The 19,047-nt window shown below is 70.6% G+C and carries 14 protein-coding genes and 2 pseudogenes; 9 read left to right on the plus strand and 7 right to left on the minus strand.

The window, feature by feature from the left end:
* The 4 genes and pseudogenes from ACGF5O_RS10810 to glgB all read left to right on the plus strand — a co-directional run.
* Window positions 1-531, plus strand: a pseudogene (locus ACGF5O_RS10810) (alpha-1,4-glucan--maltose-1-phosphate maltosyltransferase); the annotation flags it as partial.
* Window positions 528-2,228, plus strand: a complete 1,701-nt coding sequence (gene treS / locus ACGF5O_RS10815; RefSeq protein WP_393809583.1) for a maltose alpha-D-glucosyltransferase — start codon at window positions 528-530, stop codon at window positions 2,226-2,228. The pseudogene ACGF5O_RS10810 and the gene treS, both read left to right, overlap by 4 nt.
* A 186-nt stretch (window positions 2,229-2,414) precedes the next feature.
* Window positions 2,415-3,785, plus strand: a complete 1,371-nt coding sequence (locus ACGF5O_RS10820; RefSeq protein WP_393809584.1) for a phosphotransferase — start codon at window positions 2,415-2,417, stop codon at window positions 3,783-3,785.
* Window positions 3,786-3,806: 21 nt separating this feature from the next.
* Window positions 3,807-5,996, plus strand: a complete 2,190-nt coding sequence (gene glgB, locus ACGF5O_RS10825) for a 1,4-alpha-glucan branching enzyme (RefSeq protein ID WP_393809585.1) — start codon at window positions 3,807-3,809, stop codon at window positions 5,994-5,996.
* Here the strand turns inward: glgB and ACGF5O_RS10830 are convergent.
* The 5 genes from ACGF5O_RS10830 to ACGF5O_RS10850 all read right to left on the minus strand — a co-directional run bounded on the left by ACGF5O_RS10830 (window position 5,971) and on the right by ACGF5O_RS10850 (window position 11,624).
* Window positions 5,971-8,229 carry a HelD family protein gene (locus tag ACGF5O_RS10830; protein ID WP_393809586.1) on the minus strand — a complete coding sequence of 753 codons (2,259 nt, stop codon included), beginning with the start codon at window positions 8,227-8,229 and terminating at the stop codon, window positions 5,971-5,973. The genes glgB and ACGF5O_RS10830 overlap by 26 nt on opposite strands.
* Before the next feature lie 159 nt (window positions 8,230-8,388).
* Window positions 8,389-8,736, minus strand: coding sequence for a thioredoxin family protein (locus ACGF5O_RS10835; protein ID WP_393809587.1), 348 nt, complete (start codon window positions 8,734-8,736; stop codon window positions 8,389-8,391).
* Window positions 8,733-9,161, minus strand: coding sequence for a MerR family transcriptional regulator (locus ACGF5O_RS10840; protein WP_393809588.1), 429 nt, complete (start codon window positions 9,159-9,161; stop codon window positions 8,733-8,735). Before ACGF5O_RS10840 ends, ACGF5O_RS10835 begins: the two co-directional genes overlap by 4 nt.
* A 29-nt stretch (window positions 9,162-9,190) precedes the next feature.
* Window positions 9,191-9,964: a DUF2127 domain-containing protein gene (locus ACGF5O_RS10845; protein WP_393809589.1), complete on the minus strand. Its 774-nt coding sequence runs from the start codon at window positions 9,962-9,964 to the stop codon at window positions 9,191-9,193.
* Window positions 9,965-10,241: 277 nt separating this feature from the next.
* Complete coding sequence (locus tag ACGF5O_RS10850; protein ID WP_393809590.1) at window positions 10,242-11,624, minus strand: cation:dicarboxylate symporter family transporter; 1,383 nt, start codon at window positions 11,622-11,624, stop codon at window positions 10,242-10,244.
* A gap of 151 nt (window positions 11,625-11,775) precedes the next feature.
* Here ACGF5O_RS10850 and ACGF5O_RS10855 point away from each other — a divergent pair, with 151 nt between their 5' ends.
* Entirely contained in the window at window positions 11,776-13,398 is a 1,623-nt protein-coding gene (locus ACGF5O_RS10855) for an ATP-binding protein (protein ID WP_393809591.1), read from the plus strand.
* Window positions 13,398-14,078: a response regulator gene (locus ACGF5O_RS10860; protein WP_393809592.1), complete on the plus strand. Its 681-nt coding sequence runs from the start codon at window positions 13,398-13,400 to the stop codon at window positions 14,076-14,078. Before ACGF5O_RS10855 ends, ACGF5O_RS10860 begins: the two co-directional genes overlap by 1 nt.
* A 118-nt stretch (window positions 14,079-14,196) precedes the next feature.
* On the opposite strand, the gene ACGF5O_RS10865 is transcribed toward ACGF5O_RS10860, so the two are convergent.
* Window positions 14,197-14,757, minus strand: a complete 561-nt coding sequence (locus tag ACGF5O_RS10865) for a hypothetical protein (protein WP_393809593.1) — start codon at window positions 14,755-14,757, stop codon at window positions 14,197-14,199.
* Between the two features lie 110 nt (window positions 14,758-14,867).
* Window positions 14,868-15,748, minus strand: a pseudogene (locus ACGF5O_RS10870) (alpha/beta fold hydrolase).
* Window positions 15,749-15,974: 226 nt separating this feature from the next.
* On the opposite strand from ACGF5O_RS10870, the gene ACGF5O_RS10875 reads away from it, so the two are divergent.
* Genes ACGF5O_RS10875 through ACGF5O_RS10885 form a run of 3 tightly spaced genes read left to right on the plus strand, consistent with a single transcriptional unit; the run spans window position 15,975 to window position 19,037 of the window.
* Window positions 15,975-17,342, plus strand: coding sequence for an extracellular solute-binding protein (locus ACGF5O_RS10875; RefSeq protein WP_393809594.1), 1,368 nt, complete (start codon window positions 15,975-15,977; stop codon window positions 17,340-17,342).
* A complete protein-coding gene (locus ACGF5O_RS10880) occupies window positions 17,339-18,199 on the plus strand; it encodes a carbohydrate ABC transporter permease (RefSeq protein WP_393809595.1) in 861 nt (286 codons plus the stop codon). The genes ACGF5O_RS10875 and ACGF5O_RS10880 overlap by 4 nt, the downstream gene beginning before the upstream one ends.
* A 7-nt stretch (window positions 18,200-18,206) precedes the next feature.
* Window positions 18,207-19,037, plus strand: coding sequence for a carbohydrate ABC transporter permease (locus tag ACGF5O_RS10885; RefSeq protein WP_393809596.1), 831 nt, complete (start codon window positions 18,207-18,209; stop codon window positions 19,035-19,037).
* The last annotated feature ends 10 nt before the right edge of the window (window positions 19,038-19,047 follow it).

Genomic DNA, 19,047 nt, shown 5'->3' on the forward strand with positions numbered 1-19,047 from the left:
CGGGCCGTGCTCGCCGCCACCCTCTCCCCGACCTGGGGCATCTACAGCGGCTACGAACTCTGCGAGAACACCCCGCTCAAGGAGGGCGGCGAGGAGTACCTCGACTCGGAGAAGTACCAGCTCAGGCCACGGGACTGGGACCTCGCCGACACCGACGGCATCGCCCCGCTCATCACCCGCCTCAACACCGCCCGGCGTGCGAACCCGGCCCTGCGGCAGCTGCGCGACCTCCACTTCCACCACGCCGACCAGGACGCGGTGATCGTCTACAGCAAGCGGAGCGGATCGAACACGGTTCTGGTGGTCGTCAACCTCGACCCCCACCACACCCAGGAGGCCACGGTCTCGTTGGACATGCCGCAACTCGGCCTGAACTGGCACGAGTCGGTGCCGGTGCGCGACGAGCTCACCGGCGAAACCTACAACTGGGGCAGGGCCAACTATGTGCGCCTGGAACCGGGGCACCGGGCCGCGCACATCCTCACCGTCCTGCGACCGTCCCCGCGGATCGGAGGGTCACCCACACAATGATCGTCAACGAACCCGTCCCGGACACCTTCGAGGACACACCTGCCAGGGACCGGGACCCGGACTGGTTCAAACGCGCCGTCTTCTACGAGGTCCTGGTCCGCTCGTTCCAGGACAGCGACGGCGACGGCATCGGCGACCTCAAGGGCCTGACCGCGAAACTCGACTACCTGCAGTGGCTCGGCGTGGACTGCCTCTGGCTGCCGCCCTTCTTCAAGTCCCCCCTGCGGGACGGCGGTTACGACGTCTCCGACTACACCGCCGTACTCCCCGAGTTCGGCGACCTCGCCGACTTCGTGGAGTTCGTCGACGCCGCCCACCAGCGCGGCATGCGCGTCATCATCGACTTCGTCATGAACCACACCAGCGACCAGCACCCGTGGTTCCAGGAGTCGAGGAGGGACCCCGAGGGCCCCTACGGCGACTACTACGTCTGGGCAGACGACGACAAGCAGTACCAGGGCGCGCGGATCATCTTCGTCGACACCGAGGTCTCCAACTGGACCTACGACCCGGTCCGCACGCAGTACTACTGGCACCGCTTCTTCTCGCACCAGCCGGACCTCAACTACGAGAACCCGGCCGTCCAGGAGGAGATCCTCTCCGCGCTGAAGTTCTGGCTGGACCTGGGCATCGACGGCTTCCGCCTGGACGCCGTGCCGTACCTCTACCAGCGCGAGGGCACCAACTGCGAGAACCTGCCCGCGACCCACGACTTCCTGAAGCGGGTGCGCAAGGAGATCGACACGCAGTATCCGGACACGGTGCTCCTCGCGGAGGCCAACCAGTGGCCGGAGGACGTGGTCGACTACTTCGGCGACTACCGCAGCGGCGGGGACGAGTGCCACATGGCGTTCCACTTCCCGGTGATGCCACGGATCTTCATGGCGGTGAGGCGGGAATCGCGGTATCCCGTCTCGGAGATCCTCGCGAAGACACCGGCCATTCCGTCCGGCTGCCAGTGGGGCATCTTCCTGCGCAACCACGACGAACTGACCCTGGAAATGGTCACCGACGAGGAACGCGACTACATGTGGGCCGAATACGCGAAGGACCCGCGTATGCGCGCCAACATCGGCATCCGCCGCCGCCTCGCCCCCCTCCTCGACAACGACCGCAACCAGATCGAGCTCTTCACCGCCCTGCTCCTCTCCCTGCCCGGCTCGCCGATCCTCTACTACGGCGACGAGATCGGCATGGGCGACAACATCTGGCTCGGCGACCGCGACGCCGTCCGCACCCCCATGCAGTGGACGCCGGACCGCAACGCGGGCTTCTCGTCGTCCGATCCGGGGCGGCTCTACCTGCCGACCATCATGGACCCGGTCTACGGCTACCAGGTCACCAACGTCGAGGCGTCCATGTCGTCGCCGTCCTCGCTGCTGCACTGGACCCGCCGCATGATCGAGATCCGCAAGCAGAATCCTGCCTTCGGACTGGGGTCCTATACCGAACTCCAGTCGTCGAACCCGGCGGTGATCGCGTTCCTGCGGGAGTACGAGGACGATCTCGTCCTCTGTGTGCACAACTTCTCCCGGTTCGCCCAGCCGACGGAGCTGGACCTCAGGCGGTTCGACGGCCGACACCCGGTGGAGCTGTTCGGCGGAGTGCGGTTCCCCGCGGTCGGCGAACTGCCGTACCTGCTCACCCTCGCCGGACACGGCTTCTACTGGTTCCGCCTGCGCGCGGAACCGGCCTAGGCAGCGTCCCCGTAAGGGGGCGCGGGGAACTGCGCGACCGGCCCCCACCGGCCGGCAGTCAAAGAAGCGCACACCCAGCGGAGCGCTTGGCACAGTCCACCCCGGGCGGCGACGGTTGGTTTCCTCCCGCCCGCCCGGGGCACGCATCACTAACGCCCCCGACGACCGGGGAAAGGACGTACCGCCATGGCGGAAACGGTCAGCCCCTCCACTCCCGCTCTCCTCGCCTCGCTCGACCCCCTGCTGCGCGAGTGGCTGCCCCGGCAGCGCTGGTTCGCCGGCAAGGGTTCACCGGTCACGGGTTTCTCCCCGGTGGCCGAGACCGAACTCCTGCCGTCGGACGGCCGGCTGGGCCTGCACCATCTGCTGGTCCGCGCCCACCAGCCGCCCGCCCCCGCCGAGGCCGGCGACTGCTACCAGCTCCTCATAGGCGTGCGCGAGGCGCTGCCGCCCCGGCTGGCGCCCGCGCTGATCGGACACCTGGCCGACGGCCCGCTGGCCGGGCACACGGTCTACGACGCCCTGTACGACCCGCGGCCCGCCGAGCTCCTCCTGGAGGCCCTGCGCACCCGGGCCCGCATCGGTGAGCTGCGCTTCGAGCGCGAGCCGGGCCGGGAGATACGCGACGGGCTGGTGGCCCGGCTGCTGACTGCCGAGCAGTCCAACTCCTCGGTCGTCTATGGAGATACGTTCATCCTGAAGCTGTTGCGCCGGGTCGTGCCCGGCGTCAACCCCGACCTGGAGATACCCCTGGCCCTGGCCCGCGAGGGCTGCGCCCGGGTGCCCGCCCCGACGGCCTGGCTGCGGGCGGAGCCGGGCGGGGAGTCCTGTGTCCTGGCCGTCCTGCAGCCCTTCGTGCGCGGCGCCACCGACGGCTGGGAGCTGGCGCTGCGCGAGCTGGCCAAGGGCGAGGACTTCACGGCCGAGGCGCGGACGCTGGGGCGGGCCACCGCCGAGGTGCACACGGCGCTGGCCCGGGCGCTGCCGACGGTCACCCTGGGCCGCGCCCAGCTGGAGCCGCTGGCCGAGGGCATGACCGACCGGCTGGCGGCGGCCGTGCGGGCGGTGCCGACGCTGCGGCCGTACGAGGACGGGCTGCGGTCCGCCTACACCGCGCTGGCCGACCTGGCCGCCGAGGGCCGCACCTGGACCGCCCAGCGCGTCCACGGCGACCTGCATCTGGGGCAGTGCCTGCGGGCGCCGTCCGGCGAGTGGTCGCTGATCGACTTCGAGGGGGAGCCGGCCCGTCCGCTGGCCGAGCGCCGGATGCCGCAGCCGCCGGTGCGGGACGTCGCCGGGATGCTGCGCTCCTTCGACTACGCCGCCCACTCGGTGACCCCGGCGGACCCGGAGTGGGCGCGGCGGTGCCGGGCTGCCTACTGTTCCGGCTACGCCGAGATCACCGGTGCCGACCCGCGCACCGATCCCGTCCTGCTGCGGGCCTTCGAGACCGACAAGGCCGTCTACGAGGTCGTCTACGAGGCGCGGCACCGCCCCGACTGGCTGCCCGTCCCGCTGTCGGCCGTTCACCGCCTGGCCACCCCAGACCCGACCTGATCATCCCCGGGAGACGCGTCCGTGACCTCCAAGAACCCCGTGTCCGTAGCCGTCGGCGACCGTGAACGGCTGCTGGGCGCCACCCACCACGACCCGCACTCGGTGCTGGGCGCGCATCCGGTCCCGGGCGGGATCGCCGTGCGTGCCTTCCGCCCGTACGCCCGCGCGGTGACGGCCGTCGCGGGCAGGGATCTGCGGGCCGAACTGCACGACGACGGCGACGGCTTCTTCTCCGCCCTGCTCCCCCTCTCCGAGGTGCCGGTCTACCGGCTGCTCGTGGAGTACGACGGGACGGCCCAGGAGACGGAGGACGCGTACCGCTTCCTGCCCACCCTCGGCGACCTGGACCTGCACCTGATCGGCGAGGGCCGGCACGAGCGGCTGTGGGAGGCGCTCGGCGCGCATCCGACGACCCACCAGGGCGTGCCGGGCACCCGGTTCGCGGTGTGGGCGCCGAACGCCCGGGGCGTGCGGGTGGCCGGCGGCTTCAACTTCTGGGACGGCACCGGGGCTCCGATGCGCTCGCTCGGCTCCTCGGGGATCTGGGAGCTGTTCCTGCCGGGCATCGGCGAGGGCGAGCTGTACAAGTTCGAGATAACCCGGCCGGACGGTTCCCGGACGCTGCGGGCGGACCCGATGGCCCGGCGTACCGAGGTGCCCCCGAGCACGTCGTCGATCGTCACCGGGTCCTGGTACGGGTGGGACGACGCGGAGTGGATGGCGCACCGCGGCGACACCCCCGTCCACGAGGCGCCGTTCTCGGTGTACGAGGTGCACCTGCCGTCCTGGCGGCCCGGCCTGACCTACCGGCAGCTGGCCGAGGAACTGCCCGCCTACGTCGGCGACCTCGGCTTCACGCACGTGGAGCTGATGCCGGTCGCCGAGCACCCCTTCGGCGGCTCCTGGGGCTACCAGGTCACCGGCTTCTACGCGCCGACCTCCCGGCTCGGCACCCCCGACGACTTCAGGTTCCTCGTCGACGCCCTGCACCGGGCGGGCATCGGGGTGATCATGGACTGGGTGCCGGCGCACTTCCCGCGGGACGACTGGGCACTGGCCGAGTTCGACGGGCGCCCGCTGTACGAGCACGAGGACCCGCTCCGTGCCGCCCACCCCGACTGGGGCACCCTGGAGTTCGACTTCGGCCGCCGCGAGGTGCGCAACTTCCTGGTCGCCAACGCGGTGTACTGGTGCGAGGAGTTCCACATCGACGGCCTGCGGGTCGACGCGGTCGCCTCCATGCTCTACCTCGACTACTCGCGCGAGCCGGGCCAGTGGACGCCGAACGAGCACGGCGGCCGGGAGAACCTGGACGCGGTGGCGTTCCTCCAGGAGATGAACGCGACCGTCTACCGCCATGCCCCCGGCGTGGTGACGATCGCCGAGGAGTCGACGGCCTGGGAGGGCGTGACCCGCCCCACCGACGGCGGCGGGCTGGGCTTCGGCCTGAAGTGGAACATGGGCTGGATGCACGACTCGCTGGAGTACATGTCCCACGAGCCGGTGCACCGCAAGTACCACCACCACGAGATGACCTTCTCGATGGTGTACGCGTACAGCGAGAACTACGTCCTGCCGATCTCCCACGACGAGGTCGTGCACGGCAAGCGCTCGCTCGTCTCCAAGATGCCCGGCGACTGGTGGCAGCAGCGCGCCAACGACCGCGCCTACCTGGCCTTCATGTGGGCGCACCCCGGCAAGCAGCTCCTCTTCATGGGGCAGGAGTTCGCGCAGGGCTCGGAGTGGTCGGAGGCGCACGGCCCGGACTGGTGGCTGCTCGACCCCCAGTACGGCGCGGCGGCCGACCACCGGGGCGTACGGGACCTGGTCCGCGACCTCAACGCGGTGTACCGGGCGACCCCGGCGCTGTGGCAGCGGGACACGGCGCCCGCCGGATTCCAGTGGATCGTGGGGAGCGCGGCGGAGGACGCGGACGACAACGTATTCGCCTTCCTCCGCCTGGACGCCGAGGGCACGCCGCTGCTCTCCGTCTCCAACCTCTCCCCCGTGGTCCGCGACTACCGCCTGGGCGTCCCGGACGAGATCCCCGCCTGGCACGAGACCCTCAACACCGACCTGGCCCGTTACGGCGGCAGCGACGTCACCAACCCCGACCCGGTCAAACCGGAGCCCCAGGGCAGCCACGGCCGCCCCGCGAGCATCCGCCTGACCCTGCCGCCGCTGGCTACGGTGTGGCTGCGGCCTGCCTGAGCCCGTCCGGCAGGCCGCCGGTGTACAGCACCCCCAGCCGCTGGGTGGCCCGGGTCAGGGCCACGTACAGGTCGCTGGTGCCGTAGCGGGCCGGTTCCACCACGAGGACGGAGTCGAATTCGAGGCCCTTGGCCTGGCGCGGGTCGAGCAGGACGACGGTCCGCGTCAGGTCGGGTTCGGCGCCGGCCGTGACGCCGTCCAGGCGGGCGGCGAGGGCGCGGTGCAGGTCGCGGGGGGCGATGACGGCCAGCCGGCCCTCGGCGGGGGCTAGTTCGGCGACCGCCTTCTGGACGGCGCCGGGCAGGTCGTCGGTCAGGCGCACCCACGGCCGTACGCCCGTCGAGCGGACCGAGCTCGGGGGCTCGAAGTCCGGGTGCTCGGCGCGGACCACGGCCGCCGCGAGGTCCATGATCTCGGCCGGGGTGCGGTAGTTGACGCCGAGGCGGGTGTGCTCCCAGCGGTCCTGCACATAGGGCTGGAGGATGTCCGCCCAGGAGCCGACGCCGGCCGCCTCCGCGGTCTGGACCGGGTCGCCGACCAGGGTCATGGAGCGGGTCGGGCTGCGCCGCATCAGCAGCCGCCAGGCCATCGGCGAGAGTTCCTGCGCCTCGTCCACGATGATGTGGCCGAACGCCCAGGTGCGGTCGCCCGCCGCCCGCTCGGCCGCGCTGCGGAAGTCCTCCTCCTCGTGGCGTTCGGCGAACCGCTCGGCGTCGATGATGTCGTGCGCGGACAGCACCTCGGAGGAGTCGGGGTCGCTGTCCTCCTTGTCGTCGAACTCGTAGGTGCGGGAGGCGTAGGAGACGTCGAGGACGCCCTGGGCGTAGGCGATCTGGGTCTCGCGCTCGCGTTCGGCGCGGGCCCGGGCGACCCGCTCGTCCACGCCGAGCAGCTCGGCCGCCTCGTCGAGGAGGGGCACGTCCGAGACCGTCCAGGTCCGGGTCACCGGGCGGCGGACCGCGGCCGCGTCGACGTCGCCCAGGTACCCCTCGGGGCCGGCCAGGAAGTCGGCGACCAGGCGCTGCGGGGTCAGCCGCGGCCAGAGCTGGTCGACGGCCGACCAGACCTCGGGGTTCTCGGCGAGTTCGTCGCGGATCTGGGTGACGTCGGAGGGGTCGAGCAGGCTGCTGCCGTCGAAGGGGTCGGTGCCCACGCGTTCGGCGTAGAGGTCGGTGAGGGTGTTGAGGATGTGGCCCTCGAAGTGCTCGCGGGCCACGTTGTGCGGGAGCCGGGCGGCGCGGGTGCGCTCGCGGGCCATGTTCACCAGGCCGTCGTCGAGCATCAGCACCTCGCGGTCGTGCTCGACGGTGATGACGGGGTCGGGCAGCGCCTGCCGGTCGCGTACGACGGCGGCCAGCACGTCGGCCATGTCGGCGCGGCCCTTCACGGCAGCCGCCTCGGGGGTGTCCGCGGCCGTCGCCTTCACGCCGGGGAACAGCTCGCCGACCGTCGCCAGCAGCACGCCCGTCTCGCCGAGCGAGGGCAGCACCTCTCCGATGTAGCCGAGGAAGGCGGGGTTCGGGCCGACGATCAGGACCGCGCGCTTGGCGAGCAGCTCCCGGTACTCGTAGAGGAGGAAGGCGGCGCGGTGCAGCGCGACCGCCGTCTTCCCGGTGCCCGGGCCGCCCTCGACCACCAGGACGCCGCGGTGGGGCGCCCGGATGATCTCGTCCTGCTCGGCCTGGATGGTCTGCACGATGTCGCTCATCCGGCCGGTGCGGGCCGAGTCGAGCGCGGCGAGCAGCACCGCGTCGCCGGACGGGTCCTCGTGGCCGGTGCGCTCGCGGTCGCCGAGGTCGAGGATCTCGTCGTGCAGGGAGGCGACCCGGCGGCCGTCGGTGGCGATGTGCCGGCGGCGGCGCAGCCCCATCGGGGTGTGGCCGGTGGCCAGGTAGAAGGGGCGGGCGACCTCGGCGCGCCAGTCGACGAGGACCGGGGTGCGCTCGGCGTCGTCCAGGCGCAGCCCGATCCGCCCGATGTGGTGCTTCGTGCCGGAGGTCAGGTCGATGCGGCCGAAGCACAGCGACCCGTCGACGGCGTTCAGCGCGGCGAGCAGCCCGGAGCGCTCCGCTACCAGGATGTCCCGCTCCAGGCGGGCCTGCATGGGCTTGTCGCCGAGGGCGAGGGCGTCCGCGACCGAGTCCTCGGTGTCGCCGCGCAGGGCGTCCACCCGTGCGTACAGTCCGTCGATGAATTCCTGCTCGTGGCGCAATTCATCGTCTGGAAATTCCATGTTTGACAATTCCGCTCCCGGCCGGATATACTGTGCCCACTGAACTTCTCCGCGACTTCACCGATTTCATCATCGAGTTGAAGTCGCGAACTCTTGAATATACGCAAAGAAATCCCCCGGACGCAATTGTCCGGGGGATTCTTCGTATTACCGGCCGGTTCAGTCCAGTACGTCGGGCAGCGCGTCGGCCAGCTCCTCGCGGAGCCGCCGCCCGGACCGGGCGCCCACCATCGAGCGCACCGGCTCACCGCCCCGGAACACCATGAACGTCGGCATCGACAGCACCCTGTACGCGTTCGTCGTCTCCGGATTGGTGTCCACGTCCAGCTGTACCACCTTCAGCCGCTCGCCCTCCTGCGCCGCGAGCGCCGTGAGCACCGGGCCCATCTGCCGGCACGGCGGACACCAGTCGGCGGTGAACTCCACCAGCACCGGCAGCTCAGCCCCGATCACCTCCGCCGCGAAGTCCGCGTCCGTCACCTCGGCCACACCCGCCGCCTTGATCATCGCCCGGTCCCTCCCAGTTCGCAGACCGGCTCCGGGCCCCCCGGAGCCAGCGCCTCGACGGCCAGCACGTCCCGGGCCCGCTCGGCCCGCTCCAGCTGGGCCCCGACCGTCGCCCGCACGGCCTGCAACTCGCCGATCAGCGAGTCCAGCTCCGCCAGCTTGCGCCGGTAGACCGCGAGCGACGCCGGGCAGGTGTCGCCTTCCGGGTGCCCGGCCCGCAGGCACTCCACGAACGGCCGGGTCTCCTCCAACTCGAACCCGACGTCCTGCAGCGTCCGGATCTGCGTGAGCAGCTTCAGATCGCTCTCGTCGTAGGTCCGGTGCCCGTTCCCGGCCCGCCGCGCGGGCAGCAGCCCGCGCGCCTCGTAGTACCGCAGGGCCCGCGTGGTGGTCCCGGCCCGTGCGGCCAGCTCGCCGATTCGCATGTCCACGACCGTAGGACCTGACGCCGACGTCAAGGCAAGCTCGGCTCGACCCCCGCGGACTCCTCGACCTCGAGGAGCGAGGCGCTCCGCCGTTCCTCGTCGAAGGCCTTGCGTCCGCCCCGCAGCCCGAACAGCCGCTTGGCCAGGGCGATGTAGAGAACGGCGAGGATGTTCAGCGCGAGGGTCGCGATCTTCAGGTAGCTGACCTTCTCGGTGAGTTCCCAGATCTCCAGCGGCAGGAAGGCTGCGGTGGCGACCACCGTCAGGTACTCCGCCCACCGCTTGGCGTACCAGAGCCCGACCGCCTCGACGAGTTCGATCAGCGCGTACGCCAGCAGCAGTCCGGCCACCAGCAGCAGCGTGGAGTGCTTGTAGCCGAAGGCCTTCTGGATGGAGCCGACGACCGGTGAGTGGTCGAGGTCGTAGTGGAAGTGCTTGAAGACCGGCCGGAACGTGTCCAGGTACTCGTTGAAGAGTCTGCGCACCGCGTCCTGGCTGTTGCTGAACTTCCACACGGCGACCGCGACCAGCACGATGAACACCCCGCGCACGGCCCGCTCGATCGCCAGGAAGCGCAGGATGAACAGGTCCCGCAGCACCTTCCCGCGCGGCACCAGCGGGGCGTCCGCGGCCGGCCCCGAGCCGTGCGGCTCGCCAAGCGCGAAGTCCCCGCAGCGCAGACACCGCCAGGCGTCCCCGACCGCGGTCTGCGCGTGCAGCCGCACCCGCAGCCGCGGATCGTCCGGGGCATAGGTCACATGCCCCTTGCGCGCGCAGTGCCGACGGTCCCAGTCGATCGCCATCCCCCGTGCCTCCACATACCGACGTGCCGTTCCCGTTGGACAGGAACGGCACGTTAGTGGATACGTCTGACAGGCGGTGCCGAGGGGGGGTGGACCGGGCGGCTGGACAACGGGGGGAGTTCCCAGCCGCCCGGAGTACGGTGACCGGACGCCCGGCCCGGGTTCAGGCCGGGCCGGACGTCCGGCGGCTTGCGTGGCGCCCCATAGGGGCGCGGGGAACTGCGCGACCAGCCACGACGGTGCCGCGGCCGCACGATCGCAGCAACCCACCTGCCGCTTAGGCCTTCGCCAGTTCCTGACGCTGCTCGGGAAGCTCCGGCGCAACCACAGTCTCCCCCTCGTCCAGCAGCGTCTTCTCGTCGAACGGCAGCTCACCCGCGAGCACCTGCTGCACCCGGTCCTTGTCGATCTCCTTGGTCCAGGTACCGATCAGGACCGTCGCGACCGCGTTGCCCGCGAAGTTGGTCAGCGCCCGGGCCTCGCTCATGAACCGGTCGATGCCGACGATCAGACCGACGCCGTCCACCAGCGCGGGCTTGTGCGACTGCAGGCCGCCGGCCAGCGTGGCGAGGCCGGCGCCGCTGACGCCCGCCGCACCCTTCGAGGCCAGCAGCAGGAACAGCAGCAGCGGGATCTGCTCGCCGACCGACATCGGCGTACCGAGCGCGTCCGCGATGTACAGCGACGCCATGGTCATGTAGATCATGGTGCCGTCGAGGTTGAAGGAGTACCCGGTCGGGACGGTGATGCCGACGACCGGCTTGCTGATGCCCAGGTGCTCCATCTTCGCGATGAGCCGCGGCAGCGCGGACTCGGAGGAGGAGGTGGAGAGGATCAGCAGGAACTCGCGGGCGAGGTACTTGAACAGCAGGAGGATGTTGAGCCCGGAGACGAGCCGCAGCACCGTGCCGAGCACCACGAAGACGAAGAGCAGGCAGGTGACGTAGAAGCCGAGCATCAGCACGGCGAGGCTCTTGAGCGCGTCGATGCCGGCGGAGCCGACGACGGCGGCGATGGCACCGAACGCACCGATCGGCGCGGCCCACATGATCATGCCGAGGATGCGGAAGACGAGCCGCTGGATGTGCTCGATGCCGCGCAGCACCGGCTGCCCGGCCGATCCCATGGCCTGCAGCGCGAACCCGGCGAGCAGCGCGATCAGCAGCGTCTGCAGCACCTGGCCCTCGGTGAAGGCGGAGACGAACGTGGTCGGGATGATCGACAGCACGAAGTCGACGCCGCCGAGCGCCTCGGAGTCCACCTGGGCGTGCCCGGTGGCCTTGAGGGCGTTGGTGATGTGCAGCCCGTCACCGGGGTGCAGGATGTTGCCGACCACCAGGCCGATGGTGAGCGCGACCAGCGACATCACCAGGAAGTAGCCGAGCGCGATGCCACCGACGGCACCGACCTTGGCGGCCTTCCGCACGGACCCGATCCCGAGCACGATCGTGCAGAAGATGATCGGCGAGATCATCATCTTGATCAGGTTGACGAAGCCGGTCCCGAGCGGCTTCAGCTCGACGCCGGCGTCGGGCCAGACGAGCCCCACGACGATGCCGAGGGCCACCGCGGCGATCACGGCGATGTACAGGTAATGGGTGCGGTCCCGCTTCACAGCGGGTGCGGCAGGTGCCGTATCGGGGGTGCTGGCTGCGGCCACGGCTGCCCTCCTTGACGTCTTCGTCGGTACCACCGGCGTGCGGCTCACGTCCGGGCGATGTGGGGGATGCCGTGACTATCTCCCGGTCTGTGAGGGCGGTCACCCTTCCGTTCATTGAGTTCATGCCCGACCCGGGAGGCACACTGCTGACATGCGTTTTCCGTCCGTCCCCCGCCCCCGCAGCCTGGCCGGCCAGCTCTTCGGCATGCAGGCCGTGCTGATAGCGGTCGTGGTCGCCGGTTACGCGCTGTTCACGTACGTCAGCGACCGCCACCAGGCGGAGGAGGCGGCGACCCGGCAGGCGACCGCGGTGGCCCGGTCGGTCGCGGACTCCCCGTCCGTCCGCGCGGCGATCCACACCACGGACCCCACGGCCGAGCTCCAGCCGTACGCCCTTCAGGTGATGCGCGACACCGAGGTCGACTTCATCACGATCATGACCCCGGACGGCATCCGCTGGACCCACCCCGACCGGACCCAGATCGGCAAGCACTACCTCGGCCATATCGAGGCGGCCCAGCAGGGCCACACCTACAGCGAGACCTACAAGGGCACCCTCGGTGCCTCCGTGCGCACGGTGACCCCGGTGGAGGAGAAGGGCCGGGTGATCGGCCTGGTGAGCGCCGGCATCAAGGTCGAGGCCATCAGCCAGCGGGTCCAGGAACAGGTGACGGCGCTGCTCGGGGTGGCGGCGAGCGCGCTGCTGCTGGGCGCGCTCGGCACGTACGTCATCAACGCGCGGCTGCGCCGCCACACCCACGGCATGAACGCCGCGGAGCTGAGCCACATGCACGACTACCACCAGGCGGCGCTGCACGCGGTGCGCGAGGGGCTGCTGATGCTGGACGGCCAGTACCGGGTGGCGTTGATCAACGACGGTGGGCGGGAGCTGCTGGGGGTGGCCGCCGAGCAGGACGTGATCGGGCGGTCGGTGGCCGAGCTGGGCCTGCCGGCGCCGCTGACCGGCGCGCTGCTGGCGTCCGAGCCCCGGGTGGACGAGGTGCACCTGACGGCGGACCGGGTCCTGGTGGTGAACACCTCGCCGGTCTCGGGCGGTGAGCGGCGCGGCACGGTGGCCACCCTCCGGGACGTCACCGAACTCCAGTCGCTGATGGGCGAGTTGGACTCGGAGCGGGGCTTCACGCAGGCGCTGCGCTCACAGGCGCACGAGGCGGCGAACCGCCTGCACACGGTGGTGTCGCTCATCGAACTGGGCCGGGCGGAGGAGGCGGTGGACTTCGCGACGGCGGAGCTGGAGCTGGCGCAGGCGCTGACCGACCAGGTGGTGGCGGCGGTCGCCGAACCGGTCCTCGCCGCCCTGCTGCTGGGCAAGACCGCGCAGGCGAACGAGCGGGGCGTGGAGCTGGTGGTCTCGGACGAGAGCCGGCTGGATGACGGTTTGCTACCGGAGAGCCTGTCGGCGCGCGATCTGGTCACCATCCTCGGCAACCTGATCGACAACGCGGTGGACGCGGCCCAGGGGACGGTCAGGGCGCGCGTGACGGTCACCGCGTACGCGGAGGACGCCGAGTTGGTGATGCGGGTGACGGACACGGGCGCGGGGGTCGACCCCGCCCACGCCGAGCTGGTCTTCCAGCGCGGCTTCTCGACGAAGCCGGCGGGACCGGGCGGGCGGGGGCTGGGCCTGGCGCTCGTCCGCCAGGCGGTGACACGGCTGGGCGGCACCCTGACCGTGGCGGAGGCGCCGGAGGGCGGAGCGGTGTTCGAGGTACGGCTGCCGTTGCGGGCGTCGGTGACGGGAGGCGGGGCGTGATGACCGGGGATCCGATCAGAGTCCTGGTGGTCGAGGACGACCCGGTGGCCGCGGACGCGCACGTCCTGTACGTCGGCCGGGTCCCGGGGTTCGTGGCGGTGGGCAAGGCGCACACGGGGGCGGAAGCCCGCCGGATCCTGGACCGCACACCCGTGGACCTGCTCCTGCTGGACCTCCACCTGCCCGACGTGCACGGCCTGCAGTTCGCTCGCTCGCTGCGGGCGGCCGGGCATCAGGCGGACGTCATAGCGGTCACGTCGGCCCGGGACCTGGCGGTGGTCCGGGAGGGCGTCTCGCTGGGCGTGGTCCAGTACGTCCTGAAGCCGTTCACCTTCGCGACCCTGCGCGACCGGCTGACCAGGTACGCCGAGTTCCGGGCGGCGGCGGGCGAGGCCAGCGGCCAGGACGAGGTGGACCGGGCCCTGGCGGCACTGCGGGCTCCGTCGCCCGCGGCCCTGCCGAAGGGGCTGAGCGCGCCGACCCTGGAGCGGGTGACGATCGCGCTGCGGGAGTCGGCGGAGGGCCTGACCGCAGCGGCGCTCGCGGAGAGCGTGGGGATCTCCCGGATCACGGCCCGGCGGTACCTGGAGCACCTGGTGGAGGCCGGACGGGCGGGCCGGAGTCCGCTGTACGGGCAGGTGGGGCGGCCGGAGCTGGTCTATCGGTGGGGGCGGCGGTGAGCCTCTCGGCCTGAGTACGGGCATGGGCACGGGCTCGGGCATCGGGCATCGGGCATCGGGCATCGGGCATCGGCAAGGTGCCCCCTGCCTCCCATGCGTGGGCATCGGCGGTACGGCGTCAGGCCGGGGTCCGTCCCGGTCCCGCCGGCCTCATGTACAGCAGCACCTGCACCCCGAGCCCCACCACCGCGAGCGCCTCCAGCACCGACAGCCCGACCAGCAGCCCGCCGCCGTCCCGACCCGCCCAGAACACCGCCAGCGCGGCCAGCGGCACCGCGCAGAACGCCGTCAGGTCGATCACGGCCTGGATCGTCTTGCGGGTCCGCCGCCGGACGTCGGTCCGGTGGTACGCCTCCCAGCCGAAGGTGGCGAACTCCGCCTCGGCCGAGGCCAGTCGGGCAAGCCGGGGCCCCAACTCGTCCCGCACGTAGAGCCCGATCGCCGAGATCTTCTCGTCGTTGACCAGGTACGTCCACCCGAGCACCACGCACACCGGCGGCAGCGCCAGCAGCATCGACGGCTGCTTCGCCTGGGCAGCCGCGGCAACGACGGCGGCGACGACCCCGAGCGTCACGTACAGCAGGTTGTCCCGGAACCCGATGCGCGCCTTCTGCTCGTCCTTGACCGTCTGGTACTCGGCGAGCAGCAACTGCCCGACGGTGACACCCTGTTCCGGCATGCGGCTCTCCCCCACCCGACGGGCCGACTCGCGCCGGACGACGATATCCCGCCCGGCCTGGGCATGGCCCATCCGCCACCGCACAGGCCGCGTCGGTGGCGGGTCCCGGCTCAGCCGGTGTGTTCCACCAGGGCGTCGATGAGCCGGGGCCACAGTTCGCGTGGGCGGTCGTGGCCCATGTCGGGGAGGAGCAGGAGCCGGGCTCCCGGCACCAGGTCCGCGGTGCGTTTCCCGCCGCTCGGGTCGATCAGCGTGTCGTCCAGGCCGTGGATCACCAGCGTCGGTGTCACGAGTGTGCGGAGTGCGTCCGCGCGTGACCCGCTGAGGATCATCGCGCCGAGCTGTCGGCCGATGCCCGCGGGGTAGTAGGCCCGGTCGAAGCTGTCGGCTGCCAGCTCGCGCAACGCCGCGGTGTCGCCGTATCGCCTGGAGGCCCACACCAGTTCGTTCTCCGCTGCCGCGATGTACCCCTCACGGTCCGCGGGCTTCGGACCGAACAGCACCGCCTGGGCCTCCGGGCTGGGCCGGCCGTACTCGCTCTCGCCGGTCGAGGACATCATCGACGTCAGGGTCAGCACCCGCTCCGGGGCGGAGATCGCCATCGTCTGGGCGATCATTCCCCCCATCGAGGCACCGACCACGTGGGCGCGTTCGACACCGAGCGCGGTGAGCAGGCCGAGGCCGTCGTCCGCCATGTCGGAGAGCCGGTAGGGGACCATCGCGAGGGCGGCCGGCAGGTCACCCGAGCTCACCGCGGCGATGAACTCGCCCATGTCGACGGGGTGGTCGTCGAACCTGGTGGACAGCCCGCAGTCACGGTTGTCGTACCGGATCACGTAAGGCCGCGGTCCGCCAGCTCCCGGCAGAAGTCCTCGTGCCAGGCGATCAGCTGCGCGCCGAACCCCATCACGAGCAGGACGGCGGGATCCCCGGGGTCGCCGAAGCTCTCGTACGCGAGGGACACCTGGGGAGACACGCCAACGACCGACATGCGGGGAGCCTGTCACGGCCGACCGGGGACCGCACCCGGAATACCGGCGCGACCTGCGCGTCCGCCCCGCATCCGCCCGTGGTCCGGCGGACGGATCCCGGCCGCTCCCCCGATCACCAATCCCCTGCACGCGCATTGACCTGACTAGACCACTCCACTTACCTTCACCGGGCAGACAGACGAACCCCCAGGCCACAGCGGAGTGGCCGCCGAGGAGGTCGTGCCCGTGCGCCCCACCGCCGTCAGCATCGTTGCCCTCGCCCTCGTCACCGCCGCCGCCTCGCTCACCGCGTGCGGCGGCGGATCCGGCAGCAGTCCCGACACCGTGAAGGTCTCCTTCAAGCAGTCGATGGACAACTCCGTCAAGGTGACGGACACCTATCTCGCGGACATCAAGAGGCAGTTCGAGAAGGAGTACCCGGGGAAGAAGGTCGAGCTCGTCCCCATCAAGGCCTCGGACGCGGACTACTACACCAAGCTCCAGCAGATGCTGAGGTCCCCGCGGACCGCTCCCGACCTCGTCTACGAGGACACCTTCCTCATCAACTCGGACATCACCAGCGGGTATCTGAAGCCCCTCGACTCCTACCTCGCCAAGTGGCAGGACTGGGGGCAGTTCATCGACACCGCGAAGTCGGCGGCCAGGGGCGAGGACGGGAAGACGTACGGCGTCCCGGACGGCACCGACACCCGCGGACTCTGGTTCGACAAGCGGGTGTTCGCGAAGGCCGGGCTGCCCACCGACTGGCAGCCGAAGAACTGGGACGACGTGCTGGCCGCCGCCCGGACGATCAAGAAGAAGGTCCCCGGCGTCACGCCCCTCAACGTCTACACCGGCAAGGCCGCCGGTGAGACCGCCAGCATGCAGGGGTTCGAGATGCTGCTGTACGGCACCAACGACGGGACCGACGACCCGCTCTACGACAAGGCGAGCAAGAAGTGGATCGCCGGGGGCCAGGGGTTCAAGGACGCGCTGTCGTTCGTCGAGACCGTGTACAAGGACAAGCTCGGGCCGGACGTCTCCGACGCGCTCGACCCCAACTACCGGAACACCGTCTGGGGCGAGCTGATGCCCCAGGGCAAGCTGGGCATCAACCTCGACGGGTCCTGGCTGCCGCAGTCGTGGGGCAAGGGCAGCGGGCACGAGTGGCCCGACTGGTCCACACAGCTCGGTCTCGCCTACATGCCGACCCAGCACGGCCAGGCCCCCGGCAAGGTGAGCATGTCCGGCGGCTGGACCTGGGCCGTCCCCGCCAAGGCCGGCAACCCCGACCTCGCCTTCGACTTCATCAAGACCATGCAGACCAAGGCGAACGCCGAGAAGTGGTACATCGCCAACTCGGGTATCGCGGTGCGCAAGGACGTCGCGAGCGACCCGTCGTACACGTCCGCCCAGCCCGGCATCAGGTTCTTCACCGGTCTCGTCGCCAGTACGCACTACCGGCCCGCCTACACGGCCTACCCGAAGGTCTCCACCGCCATCCAGGAGGCCATGGAGAGCGTGACCACCGGGGACGCGTCGGTCGACAAGGCGGCGAGCCAGTACGACTCGAACCTCAAGGACGTCACCGACGGCCAAGTGGTCACCCGGTGATCACCCGTCGTATCGCCCGCACCCTCCCGCTCACCCCCGCCCTGGTCCTGCTCCTCCTCTTCCTGGGCGGGCCGATCGTCTACTGCGCCTGGATCGCCTTCACCGACCTCCAGCTCACCGGGCAGGCGCACTCGTCCTTCGTCGGTTTCGCCAACTTCCGCAGGGCGTTCCGCGACGACGCCTTCCTGAACGCCGTCTGGCTGACCCTGGTCTTCACCGTGCTGTCCTCGCTCGTCGGGCAGAACACGCTGGGGCTCGCGCTCGCCGCGCTGATGCGGCGGGCGTCGAAGCCGGTGCGGACCGTCACCGGGGGGATCGTCGTGACGGCGTGGGTGCTGCCGGAGGTCGTCGCCGGGTTTCTTCTCTACGCCTTCTTCCGCAAGGAGGGCACGCTCAACGCCATCCTCGACCTCCTCCATCTGCCCTCGCAGAACTGGCTGTTCACGCTGCCGATCCTGGCCGTGTCGTTCGCCAACGTGTGGCGGGGCACGGCCTTCTCGATGCTGGTCTACTCCGCCGCCCTCGACGAGATACCCGACGAGATCGAGGAGTCGGCGGAGGTGGACGGCGCCGGCGGCTGGCGGCGGATGTGGCACATCACGCTCCCCATGATCCGGCGGTCCATCGGGACGAACCTGATGCTCAACACCCTCCAGACCCTCTCCGTCTTCGGGCTGATCTGGGTGATGACCCGGGGCGGCCCCGGCGACAAGAGCCAGACGCTTCCCCTCTTCATGTACGAACAGGCCTTCCAGAACAGCATGATCGGGTACGGAACCGCGGTCGCTCTGCTCCTTCTCCTGGTCGGTTCGCTCTTCTCCGTCGTCTACATGCGACTCCTGCGCACGGAGGTGTGACCCGGACATGTCCCGCCGCCAACGCCGTTCGCACCGGCTCGCCGCCGACCTCGGGCTGTTGATCGTGGCCGCCGCCTTCGTGCTGCCGCTCGCCTGGGTGGTCCTGTCCGCCGTCGATCCGCGCGCCGGTCTGCGGGTCAGGATTCCGGACGGGTTCACCTTCGGGAACTTCGACGCGATCCTCACCCCGGACATCACCTACACCCCGCTGCTCAACAGCCTGATCCTGTGCGGCGGCGCCACCGCGCTCACCGTCGCCTGCGCCGCCCTCGCCGCCTACCCGCTCTCCCGCTACCGCTCCCGGTTCAACCGGCCGTTCCTGCTGTCCATCCTCTTCGCCACGAGTCTGCCCATCACCGCGATCATGGTGCCGGTGTACGCGCTGTTCGTCCGGATCAACCTCATCGACACCATGCAGGGCACCATCCTGTTCTTCGCCGCCTCCCAACTCCCCTTCGCCATCTGGCTGATGAAAAACTTCATGGACGGCGTCCCGAAGGAACTGGAGGAGGCCGCCTGGACGGACGGCGCCAACCCGCTCCAGTCACTGGTCCGCATCGTGCTGCCGCTCATGGGACCCGGCCTCGCCGTCGTCACCGTCTTCGCCTTCGTGATGATGTGGGGCAACTTCTTCGTCCCCTTCATGCTGCTGCTCTCGCCGGACCAGATGCCCGCCTCGGTCAGCATCAACGACTTCTTCGGCAACCGGGGCATGGTGGCCTACGGCCAGCTCGCCGCCTTCTCCGTCATCTACTCGACGCCGGTGATCCTGCTGTACGTGCTGGTCGCGCGCCGGCTGGGAGGTGGGTTCGCCCTGGGCGGAGCCGTCAAGGGATGAACAGGTAAGG

The sequence above is a fragment of the Streptomyces sp. NPDC048291 genome (genome assembly GCF_043201715.1).
Classification (GTDB): domain Bacteria; phylum Actinomycetota; class Actinomycetes; order Streptomycetales; family Streptomycetaceae; genus Streptomyces.

Bases quoted from the DNA above. Each gene is read 5' to 3' on its own strand.
- treS (WP_393809583.1), top strand. From the start codon at position 528: ATGATCGTCAACGAACCCGTCCCGGACACCTTCGAGGACACACCTGCC.
- ACGF5O_RS10820 (WP_393809584.1), top strand. From the start codon at position 2,415: ATGGCGGAAACGGTCAGCCCCTCCACTCCCGCTCTCCTCGCCTCGCTC.
- ACGF5O_RS10830 (WP_393809586.1), bottom strand. From the start codon at position 8,229: ATGGAATTTCCAGACGATGAATTGCGCCACGAGCAGGAATTCATCGAC.
- ACGF5O_RS10835 (WP_393809587.1), bottom strand. From the start codon at position 8,736: ATGATCAAGGCGGCGGGTGTGGCCGAGGTGACGGACGCGGACTTCGCG.
- ACGF5O_RS10840 (WP_393809588.1), bottom strand. From the start codon at position 9,161: ATGCGAATCGGCGAGCTGGCCGCACGGGCCGGGACCACCACGCGGGCC.
- ACGF5O_RS10845 (WP_393809589.1), bottom strand. From the start codon at position 9,964: ATGGCGATCGACTGGGACCGTCGGCACTGCGCGCGCAAGGGGCATGTG.
- ACGF5O_RS10855 (WP_393809591.1), top strand. From the start codon at position 11,776: ATGCGTTTTCCGTCCGTCCCCCGCCCCCGCAGCCTGGCCGGCCAGCTC.
- ACGF5O_RS10860 (WP_393809592.1), top strand. From the start codon at position 13,398: ATGACCGGGGATCCGATCAGAGTCCTGGTGGTCGAGGACGACCCGGTG.
- ACGF5O_RS10865 (WP_393809593.1), bottom strand. From the start codon at position 14,757: ATGCCGGAACAGGGTGTCACCGTCGGGCAGTTGCTGCTCGCCGAGTAC.
- ACGF5O_RS10885 (WP_393809596.1), top strand. From the start codon at position 18,207: ATGTCCCGCCGCCAACGCCGTTCGCACCGGCTCGCCGCCGACCTCGGG.